Below are 16026 nucleotides of genomic sequence, written 5' to 3'. Positions count from 1 at the left end.
GAAAGTCTCCATTGAGAATGGGGAGGTGAACCCGGTTTTATGAGCGGCTTTGAACAACCTATTTATCCTAAAGTCGGCCCTGGCGGGCACCGGTTTGAAAGCTTCAGTCCTAAGCTCAACCGCCGGGTGGTGTTCTTTGACCGATGGAATGTGGACCAATGGGTGCTCCTGGAAGCTGACCGGGAAGTCACGCGGTTTTGTGAACGTCCTTGCCGGTTACAACCCAAAATTTCCCAACGGTTGGTGGATTTTTGGGTCAAAACCCATACGGGGGCATACGGTTTGCTGATTCAAACCGCACAGGAACCCCCCTCAGACGCTGACAAGACGAAAGATGCACCTATTGAAGAGATCCGTACCGTTGCCATTACAGATTTGACCGCTTGCGGACAGCGTATTCAAAATTGGCGACTGATCTTGCCCTATCTCATTGCGAACCGTACGTTGATCACCCAAGAGTGGACTGATCCGGTGATGGATTTGCTGCATAAACCTCAAACGCTAGGGAGTGTGGAACATCATTTCCGTGGCCGGGATACCGTGCTAATTCGTGCGGCGCTCTTTAAATTGCTGCATCAGGGACACCTAGTGTCCGAAGATTTGGACAAACGTCCCTTGGATGCCTTAACCCATTTCGAATCCGGACATGGGCAAACGTAACCGGATAGATCGACAGTCCATCGATTTGACGGGTTGGCCAAGCGTTGACCGACGCCAGTTGTCGTCTGTGCAACGTGACATCTTTGACCGGAGAGAAAATGCAATACAGCGCTATATTGCCGGTCTTACAACGGTGGATATTGCGAAACAAACCGGCGTGGCACAAAATCAACTGGCCACGCTTTTAAAACGTTGTCTTGAAGTTCATGGTGATGGCCGCCTATTCGGGTTTAGGGCCTTAATACCCCATGTCAGGGTAAAAACGTATCAACGCCGACAAACACCGGATCCAACATCTGACACGACCGGCAACGCCGGTTTATTTTCACAGCTGCTGAAAGCTTATCCTGATTTGGAAGTGATGATCCGACGTGAGCTGCATGCACGAAAGGTGCGGGTCACTGGAGAACCGCCAAAACTTCGTCTGCTAGGCATTGAAGGTTTACATCGGCGTTTTGTCCAGCAATGTCGGGAATTGGGGCTTCGGCCTAGGGACTATCCACTGTGCACCCAAGAACAAGGCATCCGTTCGTTATCGGCTTTCGTCAAACGCTGTTTACATGAAAACTTTGAGCGGGCGGCGCATTATGCCGGGGCCACCCATATTAAAGGCCCGGCATCAATGGATCCACATCTGGCCGCCATGGCCGCGGTGCGGCCGCTGGAAGCCGTCGAATTCGATGGCCATTTGCTCGACATACCGCTGCAACTGGGTATCCCGGATCCCATAGCCGGTGAGCGCATCGTGCCATTAGAACGGGTTTGGCTGCTGGCGGTGATCGACGTGGTGAGCCGTGCCGTCTTGTCCTACCATTTGGTATTGGAGCGGGAATACCGGGCGTACGATGTAATCCGCACGCTGGAAAAAGCGCTCATCCCGCACCCGACACATACCTTCACATTGCCCGGATTGGCCTTACCGGCCCAGGGCGGATTCCCGAACCAATGCTTTCCGGAACTCGCCTACGCCACTTGGGATTGTCTTCGTTTTGACCGGGCGAAAGCCCATTGGGCTGATGACACCTTACGGGTGCTATGTGATTTCTTAGGCTGCATGGCGCACAGTGGCCCGCCTTATCAACCCAATGAGCGGCCGTTTATTGAACGATTTTTTGGCACCTTAACGACCCATTTTTCCCATCGCCTACCGGGAGGGATGAAAGCGAAACTAAAATCGTTGCGTCATCCAAAGCCTGGCGAAGGCGTGCCGATGACGCTGGCCGAATTGGAAGATCTGCTGGAAATCATGGTGGCACATTACAACGGCAGTCCCCATGGGAGCTTGAACGGCCGCACCCCCTTGGAAACGTTAGCGTATTATTTACGGGAAAAACACTCACCCTTACGTTGGTTGGCGGAGCCCCGCCGGCGTAACCTCTGTCTCATGCAAATGCCAAGGCAAGCCATCGTACGCGGGAGCGTGGGCAGGGGAGTGCGGCCGTAGTGCACTTTCTCGGTGTGCGTTACAGCAACGAACGGTTAGCCCATCTGCCCAACCTGATCAATCAGCCGATCCAACTATATTACCATCCGGACGATTTACGCACCTTGCAGGCCTTTTACCCGGACGGCAATGAACTGGGGACGCTCTACGCGGCCCATCCCTCGCGGGAGATCCGCCACAGCGAAACCTTACGTCGGGACATCTGCCGCCAGCGCCGGGCAGGGCGGTTGAAACTCAGGCAAGGTGAAGACCCGATTAGCGCGTATATTGCCATGCAACAAAAATCCGCGCCTAAGAACCGGCACGCGGCCAATAAATTGGCCGATGCGCAACGCATTCGTGACACAGCCGACGCCGTCCCGGAACGGCCCACAGTTTCGGACAATCCTCATTTGGTCGACGGACCGGTCAAGCCAAAAAAGCTTCCCATCGGCAGTGGCCATGTCTTCTAAACGGCCTTGCGATCTCGACATTCATCCCATCAGCCAGCAGACCTACCGCATTGCTACCCCGGCGATCGTCGGGTGTTATGCCTTACTGCAAGAATGTTTGCGCTACCGGATACCCGGTGCGTTAATCTATGGTCGCCCAAGGCTAGGAAAAACCTATGCGATCGATTATCTGCGTTTGCTGCTCAAACGCGATGCCCCAGAGATTGCCAGTTTCCACATCCAAAGCCAGCACAAGGTCGGCCACTCGGAAGGCGGTTTTTTTGCCCACATGTTAAGGGCCACGGGTTATCCGGAGCCAGACCAAGGACGTAACAGTGTCAAACGGGCACGTTTGACTGCCCGCTTACGGGAAGCCGCGTTAGCGCACCGCAGCAACCGCTTGGTCATGCTGTGTGATGAAGCGCAGCGCTATAGTTATAATGAATACGAATGGTTGCGTGATATCCATGACGAACTGGCGTTGCTTGGGATTCGCCTGCATACCCTCCTGGTGGGCCAGCCGCAGTTGTTGCACCAGAAAAACGCCTTTCAATTGCGCGGGGATGAACAAATCGTCGCCCGTTTCATGATCGAAGAATTTAAGTTTTACGGCATTCGCAGTGCCGAAGAGACCGCCACCTGCCTAAACGGCTATGACCAGACCGAATACCCGGAAAAATCAGGTTGGACGTTTACCCGTTTTTTCTATCCGGACGCCTATGAAGCGGGGCTTCGGCTCACCGAGTCTGCGCACTTGGTGTGGAATGCGTTTGCCGAACTCCACCATCAGGCGGCGTTGCCAGGCCCACTGGAAATTCCCATGGAGTATTTCAGCCGCGCCGTAGAGAGTGCGCTGTTAGAAACAGCACATTTGGATGCGGCAGATTTTAAGCCTAATCCCGATTTATGGCGTTTCGCGGTTAAACGTTGCGGCTATCTGAAAGCCCAGCGTGCCGCTGAAAATAACGTCAAAGGGGGCTAATCCATGCGGCATCCGATCATGGTGCTGGATCCGATCCACACGGGCGCATTGAAACTGCGCTACTATCCCGCCAACAGCTTGCAACCGGGTGTCTCCGCCTGGATGATCCTCACCCATTTGGCCTTGGCCAACGGACTGTCCGCCGCTGAATTAAACAGTTTGCTTTGGCTTCCAGTGCTGAAGAGGCCACCCCGGCCCTTTGATTACGACCTCAATCTGCCGGGGTGGCGGGTCAAACATCGCTGCCCGCCGTTACAAGGGGCTTGCTGCACTTTACAGAACGCCACTGGTTTTTCTTCCGGGCATCCGATGGCGGACTATCAGTCCACGACCCTTAGGTTTTGCCCCGAATGTCTTGCCCTCGGCATTCATTTGCCGATTTTTCAATGGGCCTTTATTTCCGTCTGTCCCCGGCATCGCCTGCCGCTGCTTGTACGTTGCCAGCAGTGTCACCAGCCAGTGGCTTATCGGTTCAATGCCGACACCTTCAAACTTCCCGGCCATTGTCCCTGTTGTTTCAAGGCCATGCTGGACATCGCGGCTGTTGACCGGCTCAATCGCCAAGCACAAAAAATATTTCTAGGCTTGCTCGATTTTACCCGATCCTTACAACAATCCCTCAAACAATGCCATGATGCCAGTAACTTAAATGGCTTAACTAGCTGGTTTAAGGCTTTTCCCGCCCACTATCCCGCGCATCCTCTGCGGCACAAACAACCCCAAGCGTGGCTGCGTGCCACCCCCGGGTTTTATCGGCCGCACTGCGCCACCGCGGTAGCCGATATGCACCGCTGCTACCGTAGCATTCGTCGAGGGTTATGGCGCCAACTTAACCGGACTGAACGTCAACAATTGGGCTATTGGCGGCATGGACATCCGGAACTGGAGTCCCGGCCAGTTCCATTGCCCCTTAACCGTCGGCAAACCACCTACCTGTTCTGGCGCATGCTTTGGGAAGGGCGCTCTAAGCCTGGGTCATTGTTTCAACGGACAGAGGCTCCCTACACGGGACTATGGGTGTGGCGATTGTTTAATTTGCCGCCGGAAGCGTACGGAAACGAGGCAGGGACAGCCACTATACAACCCGAAGAGCTCCAAGCCTTCACTGAGGCGCTCTGCCACACCTATTGGCAGTGCGAATCCCTGGCCAACCGAAAAACGGCGGGGGGCCAGTTTTGTTTTGATCGTCACTGGATCGGGATACCTTCTAACTTTCTTCCGGCATCGCCGTTTTTTCAGGCCAGGCCTGGATGATGAATAAAAATTAAGGGGGAGTAAATCCGGTGCAAGGCGGTAAATATCCGCAGGGAAGCAGAAATCGATTTCTTCAAACTATCAACATTAGCACAACTTTACTTCGCTTTTAGCACAACTTTGTTTCGATTGACGCTTCCTTTCGTGCCTACGCATCAAGCACATCGTTACCGATATGCCTGCAAGGCTCGATACCAGGCTCGTGGCTAGCGATTACCTGGACGGGATTCGCGCCCGCTAGTTTATGCAGCATTGCCAGGCCGCAACGGTTAAATAACCCCATCTTGGGTGAATACTACCTTAATCGTCACCGTCATCTGCCGTGGCGGTTTCGCCATCGGTGCTGCGTCCCGTGCCGCCCGTAGCGCCTGTTGATCGAGCTGGATCGAGCCGCTACTCTTACTGATGGACAAAGAACCCAGCAGAATGTTGCCGTTCTCGGTAATGGTAAAACGGATCGTGGGTGCACCTACGTTGCCGGTGTCCCGGGCTTCCTCCGGGTAGTCCAGATGGTTCTGGATATCCCGTTTAAGAACGGCGAGATACTTGCGGATCAGGTTGGCTTCTGATTCGCGCGGCTTTATGGTTTGTTGTATTTGCTGTGACTCGGCACCCGCAGGCACTGCCATTCCGCTTACGGGCTGTGCAGGCTGTAGCGTCTGCCGCTCTGATGGTTGTTTCAACGCCTGCTTTTCTTCTTGTTTGGGTTCCAGTTTCGGCTCAGGCTTGGCCTTTTCCTTAACCCGAACCTTGCGGATGGGTTTTTTCTCCTTTTCGGGCGCTTTTTTTGCTGCTTTCTGAGGCAGCGGCGCGGCGGCTTTCTGAGCAGTGTCAGGATTGGTTTCGCCCCTCTGCTTTTGTTCAACTTGACGGGTGTTGACCATGCCAACTAACTGCACCACTAATTCTTCATGCTGCGGCGGTTTGCTCCGCTTTTTAGCGAATACGCCTATTACAATAAAGGTATGCAGCACCAGCGAAAGAGTCAAGCAGAGCAACTTAAAACGGCTGTCGAATACGAACGTTTTTATCCCTGATTTGAGTCTTGTCACTTCATTCCCTGTTCTTGCCTGCGGTGTGTTAGTTGTCGTTTTGGGTTCAAAATCAGGCCTTGTATTTGCCGGTCTCGACGCCTTCTTTAAGAATTCAGAAAGTCAGGCCAACCTGGGCCCGGATGCGGTAATCGTCTTGATTTGCCAGGGCGACCGGGATCGGTCCAATGCTGCGCGCGAACTGCACCAGTGAATTGAAAGGCCCCCAGCCCGCATAGTAACCGACCCCGATGTCGGACAACTGGATATCGCTCACCTGGGTAAAACCGACATTCTCTACATAAACACCGCCGGTGTCGGCGAACACTCCGGTCGAATGCTTAAGGCCTCTCCACATCGGCAGGCTGTAGCGTAGCTCTGTTCCCACCATAAAGCCGTTGTCGCTGCTAATCGTCTCGCGGAAGACCTTCACGCCATTGCAACTGCTGCAGGTCAGGTACATTTGCTCGATGGGATCGAGATTCTTGTCCAACAACGCTTTCTGTAGACTGACCGTGGCATTCAGACTCCATAGCGGGGTCAACGAGACCATACCGGAAAAATCGAGATTAAGCCGTGCGTAATCCCCGGCAGTATTAACCCCGGCCTTGTTGAATGCTTCTTGCTTAGGGTCGTTGTAGTCGAGATTACCGAAGGTGAAAGCCGCTATCACATTGCTGTAACTCCCTCTCCCGAATACAGAACCCCAGCGTTCATGGCGTAAGCTTAAGGTGCCGGTTTCCGCCTCTCTGGACGTGACGATTCCCGAAAGGCCGACTTTGTCGTGCAGCAACTTTTTCGCCAGCCCGAATGACATGTAGAGGCTTTCGACGCGGCTGCGCAGCAGCGGATAGCTCAGCGATGACGTAAAGAAAAAGGCATCCCCGGTCGCGTCGAGATTGTCATAAATGGATCCCAGCTCGTAGGTTGTCACCGCCGCCGAAATTTCCTCCCGGAGGCCGTTGTCCATCAACGGAAAGTTATATGATCCGCTGCCGTTGACCAGGCCCGTGCCGTCGCTAACCAGCCCGCGGACATTGAGCTGATCGGCGAAACCTAACGGTGAATTCAACGATACACCGCCGCTCAAACGATACTCGCCGGTGAAGCGAGACCCTAAGTTGTCGCCTTGCAGATAGCCCTGCACCCGCTTATCTTTGGGAACACCGACGCCGAAATCGGAGGTGCCGAACGTCTTGCCTCTAGTGATCGTGAGCTTAGGCAGGGCGGCGCCGGGCATGTCGTCGACGAGCAGCATGGCGCGCTCGAGGTCGGCCCGCGACACCGCATTATTTCCTTGCAACGAAGCGAAGTTGCCGAGCAGCAAGCCGTCATTAACCAGCGACTGGTTATCGAGGGTGAACTTGCCAAATTTTCCGACAATGATACGGATGGTCAGCACCCCCGACCTGGCATCCTGCTTCGGCACATAAGCCCGCGCCACCAAGTAGCCTCGACTGCGGTAAAGCGCAGTGAGCTTGGCGGCGGCTTCCTGAATCTGGACCATGCTAAGCGCACGTCTCTTGTAAGGGGCTAGCTCGGCTTGCAACTCGGTTTCGGGAATGAACTCTGCGCCTTCCAGTCGGAACTCATTCACCATCAGTGTTTCACCTTTGGGCAGTATCAGCGGACGCGTTTCCTGCTCAATAATTTCCGGCTCAGGCGCCTCGCGTGGTTCTGGGCGGCTTAATGGTTGCGCTTCTTTGACCGCCTCGCCAGCGCCATAGTTGGGAATCGCGGGCGGGGCGGCTAATGCTGCAACGGAGTCGGTTAAGCCCGTAACCAGCACGAAAAGGGTCAATAGCCGGCACTTTGGGGTGGCAGAGTGAAGGTCTCGGTTCATTAGGTTAATTTTGATAAATAAGGGCTGGAAAAAAGATCGGCAAGCGGAACAATGCATCACTATCGTTTTTGATACCGATTTCATTGCAAATCCCTCTTGACAGTTGCTTCATGGTCTTTTAATTAAATACACGCGGCTTTTCGGGGCATCTTTCACCGCGCAACACAAGGATTGCCCTATTCTCATGTTGAATTATTTGCTTTTGTCCTCTTTTTCATCCTCTTCGTCCAAGTCATAAGTTACGCCATCAACCTCAATACTCCGCACATGCGCGGAATAGCTGGCTGGCTCGATTTGAACAATATTGTTGTCAATGGGGGCTGGGGGGGTCGCTGCGGACGAGATATTGGCGTTAGCTAGGGCATCGGGGCCAGCGTACCGTTGAACCTCCGCTGTCCGTGTCGACCCCAACTGCGATGCAGTCCGGGCGGCATCGGCTTGCTGGGCAGCTTGGGTAGCCGCTTGCTCAGCCTCCTGCTGGGCGGCTTGGGCAGCCGCTTGCGCGGCCGCCTGTTCCTGCGCCGCTGCATCGATTCGCTGTGCGGTGGCCTGGTTGTTCAAGGCTTGCGCCTGGGTGCGCGCATCGCTTGCGTTCTGCGCCTGTGACGACGGCTGCCGCCCTTGGTTGGGAGACGGGTTCTGGTCAGTGGTGTTTGCAGTACCCTCGTTTGAAGGGGTTAAATTACCAATGTCACCAATGCCGAAATTCTGGCCGGTGGTCGCCGAATTGAAGGTATTTCCGGTCAAAACGCCGTTTGTGTTATTGCCGGCGAAACCACCGACATCATATGCGTTATCCGCATTAACCCGCCCGAACGCGGACGAATTATTGATCTGGGCAGCGTAATTCTTCCCTACAAAACCGCCGATAAGGCCGAAACCTCCCTGATCCGGGCCGCCGATCACCGTGCCGGTTACGGATGAAGACGAGGTCGAGTTGCTGATGACGGCGTTGGCATTGAAAAACCCTGAAGTATTTACACCGGCGAATCCGCCAATGTTGCCGAGAGCGATGGGATAACCTTCGGGGGTTTGCGCCACGACAGTAACCGATCCGCTGGAGGAGGAGCCGCTGATCAGAGAGTAGTTGGTGCCAACGAAGCCGCCGAAGCCGATATCGGAGCTAGGATCAACTGTGGCGTTATAATTGGTGAATGTCAGGTTCAGCGCGCCTCTGGCGTAGGAGTCGAGAATGACGCCGAAGGGAAATGGATTGCCGGATTCGTCGGTAAGATTGCCAGACGAGTAATTCAAGCCGACGAAGCCGCCGACGGTCAAAACATCCTTGGTCGTTACCGCCACATCCGCCCCGGAGCGGTAAATAGTCCCATCGCTATACCCGATGAAGCCGCCGACATCAACCAGCGCGTGCAGGCTTCCGAAGTTGTCGGTGATCGCGCTGGCGCTTACCGTACCGCGCGCATAGCTATTGCCGACAAAACCGTGGTTTCGCCCGACCAACGTACCGACATAGCTGAACGACCCCGTCACATTGATATTGACCAGGTTGAGGTTGCTGACGAAACTGCCCTGGAAAACTTCTCCGATCAAGGCGGTGCCATAATTGGCTCCGCTCTGGTCGTTGATGGTCAGGTTTCTGATGGCGTGGCCCAACCCTTCCAATCCAGCCGTTATCCACCCCGCGTTTGAGTCGTAGCCACCCAGCCAATGGATCGGCCATTTAGCAAAGGCTGTTGAAGGTGCTGTCAGGTCAGCGGCCAGTGCGTAATAGCCGATGCTCCCAAATTCCGGAGCAGTATTCGCATCGATCACACTTAAGTCATGCGCCCCCGACCCGCCGATGCTGGTGATCAGGGTGTACCGATTGCCGTTGATGGTCAAAGGGCTTTCGGCCTGGTTGTTGACGAAATCGAGCCGACCCACGAATTCCTGTTTGGTATCGTCAAATAGCGGGTTGAAGCCCCCCAAGGGTGCGCCGTAAGTCGGTGTCGGAACGCCGTTGGCGTCTTTGCTGGTATCTTTAGCCGTGTTATAAGTCGCCACCAGTTCGGCATGGTTGCTTACCGTCATCACCGCATTGAGGTTGATGAGCTTGGCCGCATTGAAAGTCACCCGACCGTCGGCCCAACTTACGGCATCGTTAACGTTGATGTTATTGCCGGCGAAGCGCCAAGCGCCAGGCGCCGTCCAGGTGTGCGGTGCATTAAAATTGATGTCGCCGCCGGCGGTCGCGGTCAAGCTAGCGACGTTCGCCGATGACGGCGCGTTGAAATTGACATCCGCTCCGGCGCTCAGGGCGAGACCGCCGTTCGCACCGGTGATCGGCGCATTGATGTTGACGCTACGGGTGGCGATCAAGCCCAGAATAGTGTTGCTAGACCAATTCACCAAATCATTGACGTTGAGGTCGCCGCTATTGCCGCTGCCCTGGGTTGAGGTTAAGGTCAGGTTATTGCTAGAGAGCGCGTTGCTGACCGCTTGGCCGGTCATGTCGCCACCAGCCGCGGCGATGGTGAAACCGTCCGGGTCGATGAGCCAGTGACCGATCCGACCGGCCGCCGCCTGGGTGGTGATGCGCGCGCTGTCGGCGACCTTAACCTGGTCGCCGCTGGTCTCGATGAAGCCGCCGTCGCCGTCCTCCGGCGCTGAAGCGTCCAGTGTGCCGTCGATATGGGCACTGCCGCCATAGGCATGGACGACGATCTCGCCCTTGAGGTCGCCCAGTGTGTGCGCCTCCACCAGCCCGCTGTTGTTTACTTGGCTGGCCAGCAGTTCGTCGGCGGCGCGGGCGGTAAGGAGCACCTTGCCGCCATCGGCGTAGATAGCCTTTCTGTTCTCCACCAGCGCATTGAGTGCGCCTTGGTCTAAGCTTACATTCAGCAGCGAGTCACCGTTGAAATTGAGGGTGATCTTCTCGCCCGCGCCCAGCGCCACCGTACCACGGCTGGCAATAATGACGCCTTGGTTCAGGGCCGCTTCGCCAATCAACGCCACGTAGCCGCCGTCGGTCGCGCTGAGGGTGCCCATGTTAATCACCGATCCGCTGCCACCAGTGTCCTGAAAAATGTAGCGGCCAGCCTTGAAGTCGGTGCTACGGATAACCAGCGTGCTTGCCACCAACCCGGCGGCATTGACGCTGCTGCCTTTGGTGAACAGGACGCCGCTGGAATTGATGAGAAAGATCTGACCATTGGCGTTGAGCGCTCCGTCGATCACGCTACGTTCATTGCCCAATACGCGGTTGAGGGTGATTGAGGAGGAACCGGGCTGATGAAAGTTGACCGTTTCCCCTCCGCTTATTGAAAAGCCCTGCCAGTCAATCTCCGCCTTGTCCGTGTGCTGGTTGATGTCGGTCACCGCCCCCGTCTGACCGATCTGTGCGCTACCGCTGACGACTATAGCGCCCGTGGGTGAGGCAAGCGTCGTTATGGGGCTGATCCCAAGCCCGGCCGAAAGGGCTAGGACAAGCTTGTGGCGCGGAAACAGTTCGCGGATGTGCTGAATTATAACCATTTTAATTACCCACTCTTCGTTATAACTATTAGTACATAGGTTGAAATATTAACAACGCAATTTGCTTGCCAGTCTAATAAGCCGTAGTGATAACCAGCAGCACTATAACCGGAAGTCGGTCAATTGCAGGTCTATCCAAAGCCAGCTTACATGTATCTCTCACATCGCCGACTTTTTCCAGGGCTATCGTAAGGTAATCGTTATATAGTAATACCTATAATGCAACGCAATTGTTGTATATTTTGTTGTCAAATCAACAAAAGTTGCCTAACAGCAATATCCTGATTCGGAAAATACAGTTGGCTATAAGTACTTGGGGACACCTTAAGGTAAGGAAGCTAACGGCGTTTACTGGGAAAACCGACTAACGCCGCCAGCTCGCGCCGACGGCGTTTGTTTCTTTCTCGAAACTGTTTGAAGTTACCATCGGGTCGCACCGACGGTAACGTTTCAAGTTATAAAGTCGTTGCGTAGCAATAACCCTTAATAACATTTTGAGCAGAAGTAGTGCCCAGGTAATTACGAAAATTAGTCAACAACGTATCGGATCCACTGCCGGAAGGTCTGGCGCTGTTAACTAACTGAATTCCATATTGCGCAATTTTTGCATGGGGATAAGTCGGATCATTCCAGGCATAAGTATGATGGGAGCCGGTGAACGTCTTCGTCGAGCCGGATTGCGTACAAATGGAGGACTGATGAATAAACCCTTCTTTGATAGATCCTGTACTCGTAATAGCCGATTTGGTTAACGAAATATTCGCCCTGACGTTGACAAAAGCCGCCCCGTTCGGATAGGTGGTTCCGGCAAGAGGCGGATAAGCGATAACGCCGCCGGATATCGTATTCAATACGGTGGCTGCGGCAGTGCCATAGGGTGCTGTGGAAGGGTTGGCCAGCACGAGATTTTGCGTTAATGGATAGACTACTCCGGCACTGACGTTAATCGACGGCGACCAAAATTCCAACTCACCTACGGCATACAGCCATTCCGTACCGGAAACAACGAGCGTTGGATGAAGGCTCACGAGGTCGTCTGGGCGTTTTTTATCGGCGGACAGGAACATGTCATAAGTGTTCACGCCGTTGTTGGCGACGATGGTATTGTATAAAACACCCGAACTATCTGGTGTTACGTTAATAGTATTCCCTGGGTTACTGTTTAGAAAGTTTTGTACGATAATACCTAATGTTGTATAGAAATTCGCAGCTACCGCTATATTGATAGTACCCGAGGCGTGGGCGCTGTGATTGGCTAATCCTCCGCACAGCAAAACGCTCAGGATCCACATATTAAGTTTCTTTAAAATCATATAATTTACCTTTTAATGAATTTGTTTAAGACTCAAGCCAATATTTGTAACTGGCTTGCAGCCATCGTTTCGTAAAGACATTTCCGTGGGTTTCTTTAGTGGTAACAATGTTCCGCCAAGGTGTCTTTTCCTGTCTTGGCGCCTTCTGCGAGTGCCGTGCCTGTAAGAAAGCTGACAAAGTCTGTCAATTCTTGGTATTGCGCAGGATTAGACTGATTAGCGCTATTGACCAGTGCAACCCCAGCGAGTTGAATATCTAGTCCCAACACCGAAGGAATAACCCATTGTTTGGCGCCCGGTTCGAAGTGTTTCGTGCCATCCAGCGCATTACAAATCTGATTTAAACCGGTAAAAGCTAAATCGGTTCCGCCGTCGACCTTATCGACATACCTCACTGAGCCATAAGCGCTCACCGAATCGATCGATTTGACGAGAACTCCGCTATTGTCTAACTTGCTATACCAACTGCTGGGCTTGCTGCCACCGAGGAGTTTTTGCGCCGAAAGCCCATAAGGGTCATTTAGCGCAGGATCTGGGATCGATACTGTCAGAGAACTAAGTTCTAGCTTGACATTATCCACTGTCCCGTTAGTGAGAACGCTCTGTATATTGGCCACCTTCTCTGCGCTGCTGTAAAGCACCAGCGAATCTTTGGCGAATTTGATGAGCTGACCATCAAGCGAGATGCCGTCAGCGATGATAGCGTTCGGCGAGGCGGTGGACTTAGACAGGAATAGATCGGGGCCGGTACCCGTTGCGGCGGCAGCGATAATGGCGGCTTGTGCGTCGGTATCAGACATGATTTGTAACCTTACGTTATAACCCAGCCCCAGGTCGCCGGTTACGCTGAGAAAGTCAGAAACCAAATCGGTCGCTACACTTCCTACTGTCGGCGAAGCATAAATTGTGATCGTACTAGTGGCCTGAACATTGGGCGAAAGCAGCGCAACCATTGCTGCCGCTATTGCAAAATGCTTCGCATTACGTATAAACATCGGAATTCCTCTCATTTAGATAAGTAATTAATAGAACAACTAGAATCCTTCCTCAACCGGCGCTAATCCACCCGCTGTAGCTTCCTTATTCGTTATATACTTTAGTATATAATGTTTAGTCTATATGGAAATCCATTTGTTTGTCAATTGATTGACTGCTTCTTTACAAGCGCGCCAACATTTTTCGCGAAAGCTGAAATGGGATCCGTCCGATTTCAGCGGCGAAAAATTTGCTGGCGGTTATTGCCTGTTAATCAACATGCAAAAATTACCAGGGAATCGGGGAAATCAACGTAAGCGCTCATTTAACAGCGTCTGGAACAACTGGAAGAAAGAGGAGATGATGGTGTCCACGTACAAGAAGGTGGACACCTATGACAGAGAAGAAGACGACATTGTCGCGATCATTGATCGCGGGGCACAAGCGGGATGGAAGGTGCTGCTATGACCCGGAAGCGAAACGGGAGTTGGTCGAAGCCTGTTTGCGGCCCGGGGGATCGGTGGCTGGGATAGCGCTGGAACATGGCATCAATGCCAACTTGCTGCGTAAGTGGATCGAGCGTTATCGTGAAAAGGTCACTCCGGTAACCGGCATTCCATCAACTTGGCCGGCCTTTGCACCGGTTCTGTCACTGGCGGCACCGGAGCCGACGGGGTCATCCCTCAGTGTGGTTTTGCCGAATGGCGTTAAACTGGATTTGCAGGGTGTTGAGCCGACCGATCTTCCGCCCTTATTAAACTGTTTGGCCGGCTTGCCATGTTCCGCTTCGAATCTGGATTGAAGGTCTACTTGCATCGAGAACCGGTGGATGGCCGCAAGGCTATCAATGGCTTGGCACTGTTAGTCGAGCAATACCTGGGATTGGATCCTTTCGCACCGGCGATCTTCGTTTTCAGCAATCGCTGGCGGGATCGGATCAAGCTGCTGCTATGGGACCGCACCGGCTTCTGGCTGATGATCAAGCGGCTGGGGAAGCCGATCGTTTTCGCTGGCCGAAGGACGCTGCGGTCGTAGAACTCACCGTGGAGCAGTTGCACTGGCTGTTGGCGGGTATTGATTTGGCGGCGATGCGGCCGCATCCGGAGAGAAATTATACAAAAGTGGGCTGAAGCGATGTCATAAAGCCAGTAGAATAGGCCCATGACGACGACCATCACCCTTTCCACCGGCGAATACCAAGCCTTGCTGGCCGAGCAGCAACGTCTTGCGAATCAACTCCGGGTGATGACGGTCGAGCGTGATTTGCTGAAAGAGCGGCTGGATGCCTATCTGCGCCGATTCTTCGCGGCCAAGTCCGAGGCGCGGGCGAATCCGGCTCAGCGTGACCTGTTCCTGAATGAAGCCGAAGCCTTGGCGCCCGTACAGCGAAGTATTTTTGTTACTACATGTACCCCAATTCCTCTATTATAAATCAATAGGTTATTAGTTGTTTGTTTCAATAAAGTAACAATTTTACTTCGTATGCTTGCGAAGTAAAATTGTTACTTTTCGAATATCGCGAAGTATTTTTGTTACATTCTGTATGCAATGTCAATTTCGTAACTTGATTTTTGAAAAGGGGAGGTTGCGAAATGAGTTACATTAAACCACTGGAGACGGAACGTCCTGCCTGTCGTGATCGATTTGATGCGTTTAGCCCCAAGCTGGGCCGTCCATTGACCCTATTTTCATATAGCCAATTCAACAACGGCTTTTGTTGTAAGCCTTGCCTTCGGTAAAAGCTTTTGCGAACGGCCAGCTTTGCTGGAATCCGAAGACCAAAAACCTGTTTTAATTGATTTCTGGATTCAGGGCGCCACCGCCGAGTTCTTTCTTGTCAATCCGAGATTATGGTACGCCAAAATTAAAGCAGTCCGGTGCCTCTCACTAAGTCGGGTGAACTGATTGACGATATCCACCAAGTAATGTGGCGCTCTTATCGGCGCTGCCAATGGTTGGCCTAGTGGATGCTGCAAAGGGGAGGCATTCTGTTGATGCCAAGCGTGATGAAGTTGATCATTCCAAGGCTATATATTCGCCAATCCAACAAAAAGTAACAACGATACTTCGCAATTTTCGTTGCAATAAAAATAATGATAGTAAAAACAGTCTGTTGCATTTTAGCTTAAAGTTCTGGATTTTTGATTCTATGGGTTTACGTACGGAGCGTTCTGGATGTTACAAAAAGTAACAAAAATACTTACACAAAAATAACAAACATACTTCGTTGGACGGCTTTTGACTCCGCCAAAGCGGCCAAATAACCCAGCCATTTTGGCTTATGGCGCAACCGCGCCAAGGGCGTGCATGTCAGGGCATTGAAGGTTTTCTGGCAGCTTTGGCAACGGTAGCGCTGCAGGCCGCTGGCGAAGCCGTACCTCGACAGCAGAATACCTGCACAATACGGACAAGCAGGTTTCAGCTCAAAGCGGGTTTCAACCAGTTCTATGACTTCGGGCAGGCCGGTTTGCCGGTCAAGTGCGGCCTTGATCACGCTGCGCTGATGATGGCTAAAGAGGTTTGACAGTAATTCATTAAAGTCTTCGGTAATCATCAACTTATCCCAGTCAAATGGCGGTTAAATGATTCGATAGGGCTTTAGCGGGATGATTCCATAAT

Annotated in this window: 14 protein-coding genes and 1 pseudogene; 9 read left to right on the top strand and 6 right to left on the bottom strand. The window is 53.0% G+C overall.

Annotation, left to right across the window (positions count from 1 at the left end; translation table 11 throughout):
- The first annotated feature begins 39 nt into the window (after positions 1-39).
- The 5 genes from METMI_RS0120495 to METMI_RS0120480 are packed head-to-tail and all read left to right on the top strand — an operon-like array spanning position 40 to position 4771.
- Positions 40-660 (top strand): hypothetical protein, encoded by a 621-nt coding sequence (locus METMI_RS0120495; RefSeq protein WP_019868176.1) that lies wholly within the window; start codon positions 40-42, stop codon positions 658-660.
- Positions 647-2104 (top strand): DDE-type integrase/transposase/recombinase, encoded by a 1458-nt coding sequence (locus tag METMI_RS24815; protein ID WP_051102371.1) that lies wholly within the window; start codon positions 647-649, stop codon positions 2102-2104. Before METMI_RS0120495 ends, METMI_RS24815 begins: the two co-directional genes overlap by 14 nt.
- Positions 2104-2556, top strand: a complete 453-nt coding sequence (locus tag METMI_RS25815; protein ID WP_156829924.1) for a hypothetical protein — start codon at positions 2104-2106, stop codon at positions 2554-2556. Before METMI_RS24815 ends, METMI_RS25815 begins: the two co-directional genes overlap by 1 nt.
- The gene (locus tag METMI_RS0120485; RefSeq protein ID WP_019868175.1) at positions 2546-3517 is read left to right on the top strand and encodes an ATP-binding protein; all 972 of its coding nucleotides are present in this window, start codon (positions 2546-2548) and stop codon (positions 3515-3517) included. The genes METMI_RS25815 and METMI_RS0120485 overlap by 11 nt, the downstream gene beginning before the upstream one ends.
- Before the next feature lie 3 nt (positions 3518-3520).
- Positions 3521-4771: a hypothetical protein gene (locus tag METMI_RS0120480; RefSeq protein WP_019868174.1), complete on the top strand. Its 1251-nt coding sequence runs from the start codon at positions 3521-3523 to the stop codon at positions 4769-4771.
- A gap of 269 nt (positions 4772-5040) precedes the next feature.
- Here the strand turns inward: METMI_RS0120480 and METMI_RS0120475 are convergent, their stop codons facing one another.
- From METMI_RS0120475 to METMI_RS0120455, 5 genes are all read right to left on the bottom strand, one after another.
- Positions 5041-5823, bottom strand: coding sequence for a TonB family protein (locus tag METMI_RS0120475; protein ID WP_019868173.1), 783 nt, complete (start codon positions 5821-5823; stop codon positions 5041-5043).
- A 94-nt stretch (positions 5824-5917) separates the two neighbouring features.
- Positions 5918-7603, bottom strand: a complete 1686-nt coding sequence (locus METMI_RS24810) for a ShlB/FhaC/HecB family hemolysin secretion/activation protein (RefSeq protein WP_019868172.1) — start codon at positions 7601-7603, stop codon at positions 5918-5920.
- Positions 7604-7837: 234 nt separating this feature from the next.
- Positions 7838-11119 carry a two-partner secretion domain-containing protein gene (locus tag METMI_RS25810; RefSeq protein WP_019868171.1) on the bottom strand — a complete coding sequence of 1094 codons (3282 nt, stop codon included), beginning with the start codon at positions 11117-11119 and terminating at the stop codon, positions 7838-7840.
- A gap of 455 nt (positions 11120-11574) precedes the next feature.
- Positions 11575-12432, bottom strand: coding sequence for a substrate-binding domain-containing protein (locus tag METMI_RS25805; protein ID WP_019868170.1), 858 nt, complete (start codon positions 12430-12432; stop codon positions 11575-11577).
- 95 nt (positions 12433-12527) lie between these two features.
- Positions 12528-13427, bottom strand: coding sequence for a molybdate ABC transporter substrate-binding protein (locus tag METMI_RS0120455; protein ID WP_019868169.1), 900 nt, complete (start codon positions 13425-13427; stop codon positions 12528-12530).
- A gap of 151 nt (positions 13428-13578) precedes the next feature.
- Here METMI_RS0120455 and METMI_RS27555 point away from each other — a divergent pair, with 151 nt between their 5' ends.
- The 4 genes and pseudogenes from METMI_RS27555 to METMI_RS0120435 form a co-directional block, all read left to right on the top strand.
- Positions 13579-13875: a hypothetical protein gene (locus METMI_RS27555; RefSeq protein WP_019868168.1), complete on the top strand. Its 297-nt coding sequence runs from the start codon at positions 13579-13581 to the stop codon at positions 13873-13875.
- The gene (tnpA, locus tag METMI_RS24795) at positions 13802-14209 is read left to right on the top strand and encodes an IS66-like element accessory protein TnpA (RefSeq protein WP_040572809.1); all 408 of its coding nucleotides are present in this window, start codon (positions 13802-13804) and stop codon (positions 14207-14209) included. Before METMI_RS27555 ends, tnpA begins: the two co-directional genes overlap by 74 nt.
- Positions 14185-14442: an IS66 family insertion sequence element accessory protein TnpB gene (tnpB, locus tag METMI_RS24790; protein ID WP_083930421.1), complete on the top strand. Its 258-nt coding sequence runs from the start codon at positions 14185-14187 to the stop codon at positions 14440-14442. Before tnpA ends, tnpB begins: the two co-directional genes overlap by 25 nt.
- Positions 14443-14568: 126 nt before the next feature.
- A pseudogene (locus METMI_RS0120435) lies at positions 14569-14787 on the top strand (IS66 family transposase); the annotation flags it as partial.
- 820 nt (positions 14788-15607) lie between these two features.
- Here the strand turns inward: METMI_RS0120435 and METMI_RS0120430 are convergent.
- A complete protein-coding gene (locus tag METMI_RS0120430; protein WP_019868165.1) occupies positions 15608-15961 on the bottom strand; it encodes an IS1/IS1595 family N-terminal zinc-binding domain-containing protein in 354 nt (117 codons plus the stop codon).
- Positions 15962-16026: the final 65 nt, after the last annotated feature.

Source organism: Methylovulum miyakonense HT12, from assembly GCF_000384075.1.
Classification (GTDB): Bacteria; Pseudomonadota; Gammaproteobacteria; order Methylococcales; family Methylomonadaceae; genus Methylovulum; species Methylovulum miyakonense.
Note: the sequence above shows the minus strand (reverse complement) of the source record. Positions and strands in the feature narration are given on the sequence as shown.